Raw genomic sequence first — 12,896 nt, forward strand, 5'->3', positions numbered from 1 at the left:
AACGACCATGAAATTTCTCGACTATGCCCCTGCCCCAGAGTCGCAGGCCCTGCTGAACCTCAAAAGCGACTACGGACTGTTCATCAACGGCGACTTCACAGCCGGCCGCGGCACCCCATTTAAGACCATCAACCCGGCCACTGAGCAGCAGATTGCCATGATCGCCACCGCCAACGAAGCGGATGTCGACGCCGCCGTCGCGGCCGCCCGTCACGCCTACGATGGCGTCTGGTCCCGCCTGTCCGGCAGCGACCGGGGCAAGTACCTGTTTCGCATCGCGCGCCTGGTTCAGGAACGCGCCCGCGAACTCGCCGTCGCTGAGACCCTCGACAACGGCAAGCCGATCAAGGAAAGCCGCGACGTCGACATCCCCCTCGTCGCCGCCTGGTGCTTCTACTACGCCGGCTGGGCCGACAAGCTCGACCACGCCGGAGTGGGCCCGAACCCGGCCTCGCTCGGCGTCGCGGCGCAGGTCATCCCGTGGAATTTCCCGCTCATGATGCTCGCCTGGAAGATCGCCCCTGCCCTCGCCGCCGGCAACACGGTTGTGCTCAAGCCCGCCGAAACCACCTCGCTCACCGCGCTGCTGTTCGCGGAGATTCTGCAGCAGGCCGACCTGCCCGCCGGCGTCGTGAACATCATCACGGGTGACGGAAGCACCGGGCAGACCCTGGTCAACCATCCCGGCGTCAACAAGGTCGCCTTCACCGGTTCGACCTCGGTCGGTCGGGCCATCGCCCGCTCCGTCGCCGGAACCGACAAAAAGCTCAGCCTCGAGCTCGGCGGCAAGGGTGCCAACATCGTCTTCGACGACGCCCCGATCGACCAGGCCGTCGAGGGCATCGTGCGCGGTATCTTCTTCAACCAGGGTCACGTCTGTTGCGCCGGCAGCCGCCTGCTCGTGCAGGAATCGATCCACGACGACGTCATCGAGCGGCTCAAGCGCCGCATGCAGACGCTGCGCCTGGGCGACCCGCTCGACAAGAACACCGACATCGGTGCTATCAACAGCGCAGAACAGCTCGCCCGTATTCGCGAACTGTCCGATCTTGGCCAGCAGGAAGGCGCCGAACGCTGGAGCACCGACTGCGTCATTCCCGAGAACGGTTTCTGGTTCGCGCCGACCATCTTCACCAACGTGTCCACCAGCCACCGCATCGCGCGCGACGAGATCTTCGGCCCGGTGCTCTCCGTGCTGACCTTCCGCACCCCGGCCGAAGCAATTGCCAAGGCGAACAACACCCCGTACGGTCTCTCCGCTGGAATCTGGAGTGACAAGGGCAGCCGCATCCTCGCCGTCGCCGACAAACTGCGTGCCGGCGTGATCTGGGCGAACACCTTCAACCAGTTCGACCCGTCCAGCCCGTTCGGCGGCTACAAGGAGAGCGGCTACGGCCGTGAGGGCGGCCGCCACGGCCTCGCCGCGTATCTCAAGCCCGCCGTACGCACGGGATCGCGGTCGATCCCGGCCGCGGAACACGCTCCGGTCACCAAGAAGTCCGCATCCGCCAGCAAGAAGTCCACATCCGCAGAGAAGGCCGCCAAGTGAACCGCCTCGCCATTCCCAAGACGTACAAGCTCTACATCGGCGGCAAGTTTCCGCGCAGCGAATCCGGCCGCGTCTACGAGGTGCTCTCGCACCAGGGCGACTTTCTCGCCAATGCCGCGAAGGGCAGCCGCAAGGATGCCCGCGACGCCGTCGTCGCCGCCCGCAGCGCCCTCGGTGGCTGGGCCGGCGCCACGGCCTACAACCGCGGCCAGGTGTTGTACCGCATCGCCGAACTGCTCGAGGGCCGCCGTGCGCAATTCATCGACGAGATCGAGAGCTGCGAGGGCGTCAACGCCGCCGCAGCGAGTGCCCAAATCGATGAGGCCATCGACCGCTGGGTCTGGTACGCCGGCTGGGCCGACAAGTACGTGCAGGTCGCCGGCAACGCCAACCCCGTCTCCGGCCCGTTCTTCAACCTCTCGGTGCCAGAGCCGACCGGCGTCGTCGCGATCATCGCCCCGCAGGGCGGCGAGTCGCTGCTCGGCCTGGTCTCTGCGATCGCGCCAGCCCTCGTCGCGGGCAACACCGTTGTCGTTGTCGCCAACGAACTCGCCCCGCTGTCGGCGATCAGTCTCGGCGAGGTGCTCGCCACGAGCGATGTTCCCGGCGGAGTGGTCAACATCGTCAGCGGGTCCCCGGCTGAGATCGCCCCGTGGCTGGCCAGCCACGCCGACGTCAACGCCCTCGACCTCGTCGGTGCCGGCGACCTCGACTGGGTGGAGCTGCAGATCAGCGCGGCCGAAACGCTCAAGCGGGTGCTCCCGCCCGAGTCGGGAGCGGATGCCGCAGCCCCGGCACTGTCGCGCATCCTCGCCTTCACGGAGCTGAAGACGGTCTGGCACACGAAGGCCATCCTCTAGTCGGTTCCCCGGGCATCCGCTGTGACGTTGTGGCGTCACGTCGGGTACTCGGGGGAACGCGATAAACTCTGCGCCATGACCTTACGCAGAGCACTCGTCACCGGCGCAACGGGCTACATCGGTGGACGTCTCGTTCCCAAACTTCTCGAGGCCGGTTTTTCCGTGCGGGTGCTCGTGCGCACGCCGTCGAAACTGCGCGATGTTCCCTGGGCTGATCAGGTCGAGGTAGTCGAGGGAGACCTCGGCGACCTGGCCTCGGTTGAGCGCGCGTGTGTCGATATCGACGTGCTGTACTACCTCGTGCACTCAATGGGTGCGGCCGGGGACTTCGAGAAAACCGAGCACACGGCGGCGGAGAACGTCGCCCGGGCGGCCGCGGCGGCCCACGTCGCGCGGATCGTCTACCTCGGCGGGCTGCACCCTGACACGGATACGTTGTCGGCCCACCTGCGCTCCCGGATGGAGGTGGGCCGCATCCTGATCAATAGCGGCGTACCGACCATCGCGTTCCAGGCCGGCGTCGTCATCGGCTCAGGTTCCACCTCGTTCGAGATGATCCGCCACCTGACCGACGTGCTGCCGTACATGCCCGCGCCCAAATGGGTGCGCAACAAGATCCAGCCGATCGCAGTGCGCGACGTGCTCTACTACCTGCAGGCGGCGGCCGACCTGGCCCCCGACGTGAATCGCACCTTCGATATCGGCGGTCCCGACGTCTTGCGGTACGGCCAGATGATGAACGGTTACGCCCTCGAAGCCGGCCTCAAGCAGCGCGCCATCGCGGCCCTGCCGGTACTCACCCCGTGGCTCGCCTCGCAGTGGGTGAACCTGGTCACGCCGATTCCGCGTAACCTCGCCATTCCCATCATCGCGTCGCTGCAGTACGACTGCGTCGTGCACGAGAGCGATATCGACGATTTCATTCCGCAGCCGGAGGGTGGCCTCACTGGCTATCGTCGCGCTGTGCGCATGGCCCTCGGCCGAATGCGCGACGGCGACGTGGAGACGAGCTGGCGCAACTCCTCCATCGAGGGTGCGTCGAGCAACCCCTTGCCGAGCGACCCGGACTGGGCCGGCCATGCCGTGTACACCGACCTGCGCGAGAAGACCACGTCGGCCGACCCCGCCGCGCTCTGGCGGGTCATCGAGAGCATCGGCGGCGAAAACGGCTGGTATTCCTTTCCGCTGGCCTGGGCCGTTCGCGGTCTCATGGACAAAGCCGTCGGTGGGGTCGGCCTTCGCCGCGGCCGCCGCAACCCCGACCACCTGCACAACGGTGAGGTGCTCGACTTCTGGCGGGTGGAGCAGATCGACCACGGAAGTTTCCTGCGCCTGCGGGCCGAAATGCGCGTCCCCGGCCGGGCCTGGCTCGAAATGAGCGTCACACCAACGGATGCCGGCGGCTCGCTCTACCGCCAGCGCGCGGTGTTCTTCCCTCGCGGCCTCGGTGGTCGGCTGTACTGGGTGGCGATCCTGCCGTTCCACGGCATCATCTTCGAGGGCATGGCTACGCGCATCACCGCGACGGCTGCGGCCGAGCGCAAAGCCGAGGCGGAGCATCCGCTCGCCGCAGTTTCTCGATCTGACGAGGGCTGACACCGCGGTCAGCGATGTGGGTAGAACGTGCGTATAGTCTGGGAATTCTGGCTACTCGGCCCGGTTCGGGGCATGATGGTTACGAGTAGGAGGTCACTATGTCTGTTTCTCTCGCCTTTTTGGGGGACGGCCTCGTTGCGGGCGGTCAATGGGACGAATGGTTTCCCGAGCACGACGTGCACAACCTGGCGGCCAGCGGGAACACCACCGATGAGGTGATCGCGCAGATGGAGCGCGTGATCGAATTGCGGCCGGACGCCATCGTGATCGGGGTCGGAACCAACGATCTCGGCTGGCGCAAGTCCGACGAATACGTCGTGCGCAACATTGAAACCATCCTGCATACCCTGCGCCGCGCCCTGCCGGAGACCCGCATCATGGTTCTGTCTGTTTTGCCGCGCGACAGCGATTTCGCCGAGACCATCCGCTCAATAAACCGGCACGTCTGGCAGTATGCGCCCACCGAGCACGTGCAATACCTCGACCTGTGGCCGGCTCTCGCCCTGTCGGACGGCGAGCTCGACCCGGCATTAGGCATCGACCGCCTGCACCTGAATCCGGCCGGGTATGCGGCCTGGCTGGCCGAGCTGAAGCCGGGGCTGGAGATGCTGTTCGAACGCCCTCCGTCGACGACGTCGATTCCCATCCAGCACGCCTGAGCTCCCGGCGCGACCGCGCAGCTGGCTGCCCGGCACGCTCGGTAGAGTGGACTCATGCTCAGATCGGTTCGCCCCGCACTCTTCCTTACTCTCGGTGCGCTGATCAGTGGAGTTCTGGTCATCGGGGGAGCCGTGCTCGCCGAGGCACCGCCTGCGCAGGCGGCCACAGCACCGCTCAGTTTGGTGGTCGGAGACGTCAACGACTTCAGCTTTGACTCCTTCGACGCCCAATACGACCTCGGCCTGGACGCTGACGGCCGGTCAACGCTGACAACCGTGGAGACCATCGTGGCCCGGTTCCCAGAGGTCGACCAAAACCACGGCATTCAGCGCGCCATCCCCACGCACTACCAGGGGCGCCCCACGGATATCGTGATCGAGAGCGTCGCCGACGAGAACGGCACGCCCCGACCGTTTGACACCGAGACCACCAGCGAAGACCGCGATGAAGAGTTTCTCGTGGTGACGAGTGCCGCCGACGAATTCGTGCACGGCGCGCAGACCTACGTGATCACGTACGCGCAATCCAACGTCACGCTGTATCCCGACAGCGCCGAAACCGAAGAGTTCTACTGGGACGTGAACGGCACCGGATGGGACCAGCCGTTCGGCCGGGTCACCGCAACGGTGCGCTTCGATCCGGAGCTGGTCGACCGGTTGAGCGGCAAGCTGCGGTGTTTTCAGGGGCGGGAAGATTCCGAGTTGCCGTGCGACAGCATCCGTTTCACCGGGTCCGACACTGAACCGACCGTCTCCGCGCTTGCTCTCGATCTCGGGCCGCAGGAGAACCTGACCATTGACGTCGAGTTTCCGCCGGGTACCTTCGTGCCGCGCGATGATTCCTTCACTGCCAACGCCCTCCCCAGCATTGGGCTGGTCGCCGCCATCGTGGCGTTGCTGACCGCCCTGTTGGCCGCACTTTTACGCGCCACCCGATTGCGCGACGCGCGCGGTCGATTCACCATCATCGCCGAGTATCTTCCGCCCCGAGGGGTGAACCTGCTCACCTCCGGAGACATCGTCGGTGCCTCCAGCAAGGCGATGGCGGCCCAGTTCATCAGCTTCGCGGTGCGTGGCAACGTACGCATTCTCGAGGCCGGCGACAAGAAGAGTCACTTTCTGCTCGAATTCGTGCACGCCGACGGCCTCGACGAGACCGAGAGTCGCATTCTCGGCAAGCTCTTTCCCGGACTCCAGCCCGGCGACCAGCGTGACCTGAAAAAGAAGAGCACTTCGCTGAGCAAAGCGCTGGCGAAGGAACGCACGGCAAGCCACGCGGAATCTCTGCGTTTGGGTCTGCGGGAACAGAAAAACGTCGCCCTGCGCAGTGGGCTCATCGGGCTTGCCGTGGTCAGCGGCGGTGTCGCCGTCGTGGCCGGCGTGGGCGCCGTCATCACCGTGGTGGGCGGGTTCTGGCCCCTGCTGATCATCGTGCTGGGCTTTGTGGCCGCCGTTGCCACGATCGCGTTGGTCGCCAATTTTAGAACGCTCACCGAGAGTGGTGCGGAACTGCGTGACTATCTGAAGGGCGTCAAGTTGTATATAGGTCTCGCCGAAGCCGATCGGCTGCGAGTGTTGCAGAGTCCGGAGGGAGCCGTGCGTTCCGTCTATCGGCCGGAAAACGGTCGGCCAAATCTCGGCCGTGGCACCGCGACAGCGGATGCCCCCGCCGTGCAGATCGTGAAACTCTACGAACGCGTGCTGCCCCTGGCCGTACTGTTCGGGCAGGAGAAGGACTGGTCCGGCGTGCTGAGCCAGTACTACGCCGAGAGCAACACCCAGCCCGACTGGTATTATGGTTCCGGAATATTCCAGGCGGCCTACTTCGCGGGTGCGATCAGCTCGTTCCAGACTGCCACGACGGCGTCCTGGTCGGGCAGCGCCACGAGCTCGTCGAGTTCCGGCGGCGGCGGGGGTTTCTCGGGCGGCGGAGGCGGCGGCGGCGGCGGGGGAGGTGTCTGATGGCACGGGCTATGGGCACACCAGCCGCACCGACGTTCACCCGCTCGGCTCTCGCGCCTGGCCTGCTGGGCGCCATCGTACTGCTTGCCGGACTCGCGCTTCTGGATGGCGAGAGTTTCATCATCATTCGTTACGCGGTCAGCATTCTGGCGCTCATCATCTGCGTCTTCGTGATTCAGGCCCGGTCCTGGTACTGGCTGATCGGTCTCGTTCCGATGGCTGTCCTGTGGAACCCGGTGGTGATCATCGACCTCAGCGGTCAGGGCTGGGTCTCGGCTCAGTTCATTGCGGCGATCATTTTCATCGTCGTCGGTCTGCGCACCAAAGTGCCAATTCGCAAGGAATGAACGTCGGGCGTAGACTACTATCGCGTTGAGAGAACTCGATCAGATCTCTACTGGCTCTCGCATTCGGTGGCAGTACCCGTCACATCTGCAAAACCGTTGCGACAGCATCCGCTTGACCTTGGGTCCGGCGTCATGATCAGGGCCCGTGCTGTGTTTCGTGTACCACTTGTTTCCGCACGCCGGAGAAACGGTGTGCGTACACTGCGCGTTTCGGTAACACCAGAATGCCGTGACCGGCACGCTCGGATAGGTACAGCCGGTACCCGTACCGTGCTGCTTCGAAGTGGAGAACAATGGCTTATACCCGCACCGATGCCTCGAGCAGCCGGAACAACCTCGGTCGTAGTGGGTCCACCCGCAATCGCGCCCACCCGCGTTCCCGCGACGATGACGCGCCGATCATTCCGATTCTCGCCCGCAAGGTGCGCGAGGTCGAAGCGAAGGCGCAGTCCGGTAGCAAGCTCGGGCCGACCAACCGCACGAAATACCAGGTCATCGCCCTGCTGATGCGGGAGGAACGCGCCCGGGTCAAGGGCGACAAAGAGCTCTCCGACGCGAACCGAGCAGAGCTGCTCAAACGCCTCGATGGGATCGCCCAGATTCTGGCCAAGACGGCCGCCCGCGACACGAGCCTGATAACACTGCTCGAACCCGATGCCGGCGTCTCCACCGTCGCCCAGCGGTTTCGGCGCGATTGGCTGCTCGAATCCGGTGCCGAACTCAGCCCCGACGAACTCATCATCACCCGTGAGCCCGAGGCGGCACCGGTGGTGCTGCAGAACCAGGTCATCCCGCAGTCGGTGAAAGCCCGGCAGCTGGCTAACCCGTTCCTGGCCCCCGACTTCAGTGCAGGGGCCCAGCCGATCGTGCACCCGCGTCGACTCGCCAATTGGGAACTGCTCGGCCCCCTGTTCAAATCTTTCGAGTACGGTTCCGGCGGCCAGGCGGCCAGCATGGACATGCCGGAAGCCCCCCGCCTCGATCGGCTTTCCCCGGGTGGCATGGAGCTCATGCGCCATCAGGCACGTTTCATCGAGAGTGCCCGCCTCGGCCACCGTAGCTACCTGCTCGCCGACGAGCCTGGCCTCGGCAAAACGGCGCAGAGCCTGCTGGCGGCATCCGTTGCCAACGCCTACCCGTTGCTGGCTATCGTGCCGAACGTGGTCAAGATGAACTGGGCCCGCGAAGTCGAGCTGTGGACGCCGAACCGGCGGGCCACCGTCATCCATGGCGACGGCGATACCCTCGACGCGTTCGCCGACGTGGTCGTGGTGAACTACGACGTGCTCGACCGCCACCTGGCCTGGCTCGGCACGCTCGGGTTCCAGGGCATGGTCGTCGACGAGGCGCACTTCATCAAGAACCTGTCGTCGCAGCGCTCGAAGCACGTGCTGTCGCTCGCTGACCAGATCCGCCGCCGTACTCCGGGCGGCAACCCGCTGCTGATGGCTCTCACCGGCACCCCGCTCATCAACGACGTCGATGATTTTCGAGCCATCTGGCAGTTCCTCGGTTGGATCGACGGCGATAAGCCGGCCCCCGCCCTGCTGAAGCGTCTCGAGGAGACCGGGCTGACCCCCGCAGACATGGGCTTCTACAAAGAAGCCCGCGCCGCTGTCATTGATATGGGCATCGTGCGTCGCCGCAAGGTCGACGTCGCCGCCGACCTGCCGGCCAAGCGCATCGCCGACCTGCCGGTGGAACTCGACGATGACCTCGGCCGATCCATTCGTCAGGCCGAACGTGAACTCGGTGCCCGCCTGGTCACCCGCTACCAGGCCCTCGTTGCAGCCCGTCACGCCGGATCCGGCGGCCCGGCTGTGCCCGACGAGGACCAGCGGGATGCCTACATTCGCGCCGTCGCCCACGCCGAGCTCGAAGATTCCAAGGGTCAGACCACCGGCGAAAACGTTTTCACGATGGTGCGCAAGATCGGGCAGGCCAAGGCCGGGCTCGCAGCCGATTACGCTGCGCAACTGGCCCGCTCGGTGGGCAAGGTGGTGTTTTTCGCCAAGCACATCGACGTCATGGACACCGCGGAGGAGATCTTCGCCAAGCGCGACCTGAAAACCGTTTCGCTGCGCGGCGACCAGAGCGCCCTGGCCCGCCAGGCCGCGATCGACGCCTTCAACAACGATCCTGACGTTGCGATCGCGGTGTGTTCGCTCACCGCGGCCGGTGTCGGCGTCAACCTGCAGGCCGCGTCCAACGTGGTGCTCGCCGAACTCAGCTGGACCGCAGCCGAGCAGACCCAGGCCATCGACCGGGTGCACCGCATCGGCCAGGACGAGCCGGTCACCGCGTGGCGCATCATCGCCGCGCACACCATCGATGCACGTATCGCCGATCTGATCGGCAGCAAAGAGGGTCTGGCCGCTCGGGCCCTCGACGGGTCCCAGGCAGAGTTTTCAGCCACCGAATCGGTGCAGGCAAGTGCGCTCATCTACCTGCTCACCCAGGCCCTCGACGGAAAGCTGTAACCCGCATGAAGATCGGTATTCTCACTAGCGGTGGCGACTGCCCCGGACTGAACGCGGTTATTCGTGGTGCCGTGCTCAAGGGTGTTCGCACGCATGATTTCGAGTTCGTCGGAATCCGCAATGGCTGGCGCGGACTCGTGCAGAGCGAGTTCATGGAGCTCGACCGTCACAGCGTGCGCGGCCTGTCCCGCCAGGGCGGCACCATTCTGGGCAGTTCCCGCACCAACCCGTTCGAGGGCGAGCATGGCGGCCCGGCGAACATCCAGCGCACCCTGGACGCCAATGGCATCGATGCCGTGATCGCGATCGGCGGGGAGGGCACGCTGACCGCAGCGCACCGCCTCACCGAGGCCGGACTCAACATTGTCGGCGTGCCGAAAACCATCGACAACGACCTCGAGGCCACCGACTACTCTTTCGGATTCAATACCGCCGTCGAAATCGCCACCGAAGCCATCGACCGCCTGCGCACCACCGCCGAATCGCACGGTCGTTGCATGGTCGTCGAGGTCATGGGGCGCCACGTCGGCTGGATCGCTCTGCACTCCGGCATGGCCGGCGGCGCCCACGCCATCCTCATTCCCGAGCAGCCCAAGTCAATCGAGCAGATATGCGACTGGGTCGAGCACGTTCGTGACCGCGGCCGTGCCCCGGTCATCGTCGTCTCGGAGGGTTTTCTGCTCTCCGGCATGGAGGAGGCGCACTCCACCAAGGGCCTCGACGCCTTTCATCGGCCCCGTCTCGGTGGAATCAGCGAGATCATCGCTCCGCTGATCGAGGAACGCACCGGCATCGAAAGCCGGGCTACGGTGCTGGGCCACACCCAGCGCGGCGGTGCACCATCTGCCTACGACCGGGTGCTCGCCACCCGCCTCGGCATGGCTGCGGTCGACGCGATCCACAACTCGCAGTGGGGCTCAATGGTGTCGCTGCGCGGCACCGAGATCGACGTCGTGAGCATCGCGTCGGCCACGATCGGCCTCAAGCGGGTCTCACCGGCCCGCTACGACGAGGCTGCCGTACTGTTCGGCTAGACGAGTGAGCTCGTGGCACCTGTTCCAACCAGTGCCGGCTTCTCAAACGAGTGCCGCGAGGTGCAAAGTCGCGGCGGGCTGGTCAGGCGAGTTTGGCCTGCACCTGAGCCAGTGAGGGGTTGGTCGCGGCCGATCCGTCGGGGTACAGAATGGTCGGCACGGTCTGGTTGCCGTTATTCAGGCTCATCACGAGTTCCGGTGTGCCGTCAACCTGCTCGATATTCACCTCGGTGTAGCCGATGCCGGCGGTGTCGAGCTGCTTCTTCAATCGTTTGCAGTAGCCGCACCAGTCGGTGGTGAACATGGTGATGGTTCCGGTAGCGGGTACAAAGTCCATGACGCGAGCTTATCCGAGCCGCCTCCGAATGAACCGCATGCGGGTTAAGATGAAGCAATGACTTTGCCCCAGGTATGCGTGTGCTACCTCACCCGACTATCTCCAGAAGGCAACCGGCAGGTACTGCTGGGGCGCAAGAAGAAAGGCCTCGGCGTGGGCAACATCGTCGGCCTCGGCGGCAAGCTCGAAATCGGCGAAAGCGCAGTGGATGCTGCGGTGCGCGAAATCGAGGAGGAATCCGGGTTGGTGGTGGCGGCATCCGCTTTGACGGAACTGGGGTACCTCACCTACCTGTTTCCGCACCGGCAGAAGTGGAGCCAGGAATCGACCGTGTTCGTCTGCACCGACTGGTCTGGAACCCCGCGGGAATCGAACGAGCTGAACCCCGTCTGGTTCGACGTGGCGACCCTGCCGGTCGATGAGATGTGGGACGACGCCCGGCATTGGCTGCCCGGGGTGCTCGACGGAGTGCCGGTGCGCGCCACCTTCACCTTCGGAGCCGATCTGGAAAGCGTGGTGTCGCGTGCCTGAATTCAGCCTCATCATCGTTCTGGTAATTGCCCTGGCACTCATCTTCGACTTCACCAACGGTTTTCACGACACGGCGAACGCCATGGCCACCCCGATCGCGACCGGCGCGATGAAGCCCAAGGTCGCCGTGGGTGTTGCCGCCATTCTCAATCTGGTCGGGGCTTTTCTCTCCACTGAGGTTGCGCGCACCGTGTCGGGCGGCATCATCAAGGAGGGGAACGGCGGGATACTGATCACCCCCGAACTCATCTTCGCCGGGCTGATCGGCGCTATCGTGTGGAACCTGGTCACCTGGCTGATGGGACTGCCGTCCAGCTCGAGCCACGCCCTGTTCGGTGGCCTGATCGGCGCCACGATCATCGGCGTCGGCACCCAGGCCGTTGACTACAACGTCGTGGCCGCCAAGGTTATTCTCCCCGCGCTGATCGCCCCGCTGATCGCCGGAGGCGTGGCGCTCGTCGCCACCCGCCTGGCCTACATGATCACCCGGCGCGATGTCGGCAAGCCAGACGGTCGGGGCGGGTTCCGATACGCGCAGATCTTCTCCTCCTCGCTCGTAGCTCTGGCCCACGGCACCAACGATGCCCAGAAGACCATGGGAGTGATCACCCTCACCCTCATCGCCGGCGGGTTTCAGGCCGTCGGCAGCGGACCCACCTTCTGGGTCATCGCCGCCTGCGCCCTCGCCATTGCCATCGGTACCTATACCGGCGGTTGGCGCATCATCCGTACCATGGGAACCGGCCTGACCGAGATCAAGCCGGCCCAGGGTTTTGCCGCCGAGACCAGCACGGCCGCGACCATTCTCGCCTCCAGCCACCTCGGATTCGCGCTATCCACCACCCAGGTTGCCTCCGGTTCGGTGATCGGTTCCGGCCTGGGCCGCCGCGGGTCGACCATCCGCTGGGGAATGGCCGGGCGCATCGCTCTCGGCTGGGTCATGACGCTGCCGGCCTCGGCCATCATGGGTGCGTTCGCCGCCGGGCTGGCCTTGCTCGGACCCGTAGGCATCGTGCTCGACATGGTGATCGGAACGATCGTGATCATGGCTCTGTTCCGCTGGTCTCGCCGCAACCGGGTTACCCACCACACCCTGCTCAACGACATCGATGACGCCGGACGGGTGGTCAATATCAAGAAGACGCCGCGCCGGCCCACGCGTCGTGGCCGCGGCGACCGCAGAAAGGTGTCGCTGTGATCGACTGGAGCGCATTTCTCATCGTCTCGGTCGCGTCATTGCTCGCGGCCGCTCTGCTCGTGAGTCTCTACTCGCTGGGCCTGCGCCTGCTCACCACGGCCGGTCGCATCCCTCTGGTCGAGCCGCACGAATTCACTGGCGCGATCACCGTGCTGAGCCCGAAGAAGGCAGCGAAACAGGTCAAACGAGCGCGCAAGGCCGCCGCGGCCAACCCGCTCACGCCCGGGCTGAAACGCCTGGCGCTCTACGCCGGCTTTGCCTGCTTCGTGCTGTGCGGCGTCGCCGTGCTGTACGGCGTCTACCTGATCGTGCCCGCCCTGCACCAATAGCGACTGCAGTTTCA

At 65.3% G+C, this 12,896-nt stretch carries 12 protein-coding genes; 11 read left to right on the top strand and 1 reads right to left on the bottom strand.

The window, feature by feature from the left end; all coding sequences use genetic code 11:
- The first annotated feature begins 7 nt into the window (after window positions 1-7).
- From QMF22_RS03715 to QMF22_RS03750, 8 genes are all read left to right on the top strand, one after another.
- Window positions 8-1,549 (top strand): aldehyde dehydrogenase family protein, encoded by a 1,542-nt coding sequence (locus tag QMF22_RS03715; protein ID WP_283450482.1) that lies wholly within the window; start codon window positions 8-10, stop codon window positions 1,547-1,549.
- Window positions 1,546-2,409 carry an aldehyde dehydrogenase family protein gene (locus QMF22_RS03720; protein WP_283450483.1) on the top strand — a complete coding sequence of 288 codons (864 nt, stop codon included), beginning with the start codon at window positions 1,546-1,548 and terminating at the stop codon, window positions 2,407-2,409. Before QMF22_RS03715 ends, QMF22_RS03720 begins: the two co-directional genes overlap by 4 nt.
- 75 nt (window positions 2,410-2,484) lie before the next feature.
- Window positions 2,485-4,005 (top strand): SDR family oxidoreductase, encoded by a 1,521-nt coding sequence (locus tag QMF22_RS03725; protein ID WP_283450485.1) that lies wholly within the window; start codon window positions 2,485-2,487, stop codon window positions 4,003-4,005.
- A gap of 98 nt (window positions 4,006-4,103) precedes the next feature.
- Window positions 4,104-4,664: a GDSL-type esterase/lipase family protein gene (locus QMF22_RS03730; protein ID WP_283450488.1), complete on the top strand. Its 561-nt coding sequence runs from the start codon at window positions 4,104-4,106 to the stop codon at window positions 4,662-4,664.
- A 54-nt stretch (window positions 4,665-4,718) separates the two neighbouring features.
- Entirely contained in the window at window positions 4,719-6,626 is a 1,908-nt protein-coding gene (locus tag QMF22_RS03735; protein WP_283450490.1) for a DUF2207 family protein, read from the top strand.
- Between the two features lie 11 nt (window positions 6,627-6,637).
- The gene (locus QMF22_RS03740; protein ID WP_283450492.1) at window positions 6,638-6,973 is read left to right on the top strand and encodes a DUF6804 family protein; all 336 of its coding nucleotides are present in this window, start codon (window positions 6,638-6,640) and stop codon (window positions 6,971-6,973) included.
- A 293-nt stretch (window positions 6,974-7,266) separates the two neighbouring features.
- Complete coding sequence (locus QMF22_RS03745; protein ID WP_283450494.1) at window positions 7,267-9,453, top strand: DEAD/DEAH box helicase; 2,187 nt, start codon at window positions 7,267-7,269, stop codon at window positions 9,451-9,453.
- A 5-nt stretch (window positions 9,454-9,458) separates the two neighbouring features.
- Window positions 9,459-10,487, top strand: a complete 1,029-nt coding sequence (locus QMF22_RS03750; protein ID WP_283450496.1) for a 6-phosphofructokinase — start codon at window positions 9,459-9,461, stop codon at window positions 10,485-10,487.
- An 82-nt stretch (window positions 10,488-10,569) separates the two neighbouring features.
- Here QMF22_RS03750 and QMF22_RS03755 read toward each other — a convergent pair whose 3' ends face one another.
- Window positions 10,570-10,824, bottom strand: coding sequence for a mycoredoxin (locus QMF22_RS03755; protein WP_092340957.1), 255 nt, complete (start codon window positions 10,822-10,824; stop codon window positions 10,570-10,572).
- Window positions 10,825-10,881: 57 nt separating this feature from the next.
- Between QMF22_RS03755 and QMF22_RS03760 the strand changes: the two genes are divergently transcribed.
- Genes QMF22_RS03760 through QMF22_RS03770 form a run of 3 tightly spaced genes read left to right on the top strand, consistent with a single transcriptional unit; the run spans window position 10,882 to window position 12,882 of the window.
- The gene (locus QMF22_RS03760) at window positions 10,882-11,355 is read left to right on the top strand and encodes an 8-oxo-dGTP diphosphatase (protein WP_283450500.1); all 474 of its coding nucleotides are present in this window, start codon (window positions 10,882-10,884) and stop codon (window positions 11,353-11,355) included.
- Window positions 11,348-12,553, top strand: coding sequence for an inorganic phosphate transporter (locus QMF22_RS03765; RefSeq protein ID WP_283450502.1), 1,206 nt, complete (start codon window positions 11,348-11,350; stop codon window positions 12,551-12,553). The genes QMF22_RS03760 and QMF22_RS03765 overlap by 8 nt, the downstream gene beginning before the upstream one ends.
- Window positions 12,550-12,882 carry a peptidase gene (locus QMF22_RS03770; protein WP_283450504.1) on the top strand — a complete coding sequence of 111 codons (333 nt, stop codon included), beginning with the start codon at window positions 12,550-12,552 and terminating at the stop codon, window positions 12,880-12,882. The genes QMF22_RS03765 and QMF22_RS03770 overlap by 4 nt, the downstream gene beginning before the upstream one ends.
- Window positions 12,883-12,896: the final 14 nt, after the last annotated feature.

The organism is Cryobacterium sp. PH31-L1 (assembly GCF_030063145.1).
GTDB lineage: Bacteria > Actinomycetota > Actinomycetes > Actinomycetales > Microbacteriaceae > Cryobacterium.

Coding starts and splice junctions, on each gene's coding strand:
- QMF22_RS03745 (WP_283450494.1), top strand. CDS start 7,267: ATGGCTTATACCCGCACCGATGCCTCGAGCAGCCGGAACAACCTCGGT.
- QMF22_RS03735 (WP_283450490.1), top strand. CDS start 4,719: ATGCTCAGATCGGTTCGCCCCGCACTCTTCCTTACTCTCGGTGCGCTG.
- QMF22_RS03755 (WP_092340957.1), bottom strand. CDS start 10,824: ATGGACTTTGTACCCGCTACCGGAACCATCACCATGTTCACCACCGAC.
- QMF22_RS03730 (WP_283450488.1), top strand. CDS start 4,104: ATGTCTGTTTCTCTCGCCTTTTTGGGGGACGGCCTCGTTGCGGGCGGT.
- QMF22_RS03715 (WP_283450482.1), top strand. CDS start 8: ATGAAATTTCTCGACTATGCCCCTGCCCCAGAGTCGCAGGCCCTGCTG.
- QMF22_RS03740 (WP_283450492.1), top strand. CDS start 6,638: ATGGGCACACCAGCCGCACCGACGTTCACCCGCTCGGCTCTCGCGCCT.
- QMF22_RS03725 (WP_283450485.1), top strand. CDS start 2,485: ATGACCTTACGCAGAGCACTCGTCACCGGCGCAACGGGCTACATCGGT.
- QMF22_RS03750 (WP_283450496.1), top strand. CDS start 9,459: ATGAAGATCGGTATTCTCACTAGCGGTGGCGACTGCCCCGGACTGAAC.
- QMF22_RS03760 (WP_283450500.1), top strand. CDS start 10,882: ATGACTTTGCCCCAGGTATGCGTGTGCTACCTCACCCGACTATCTCCA.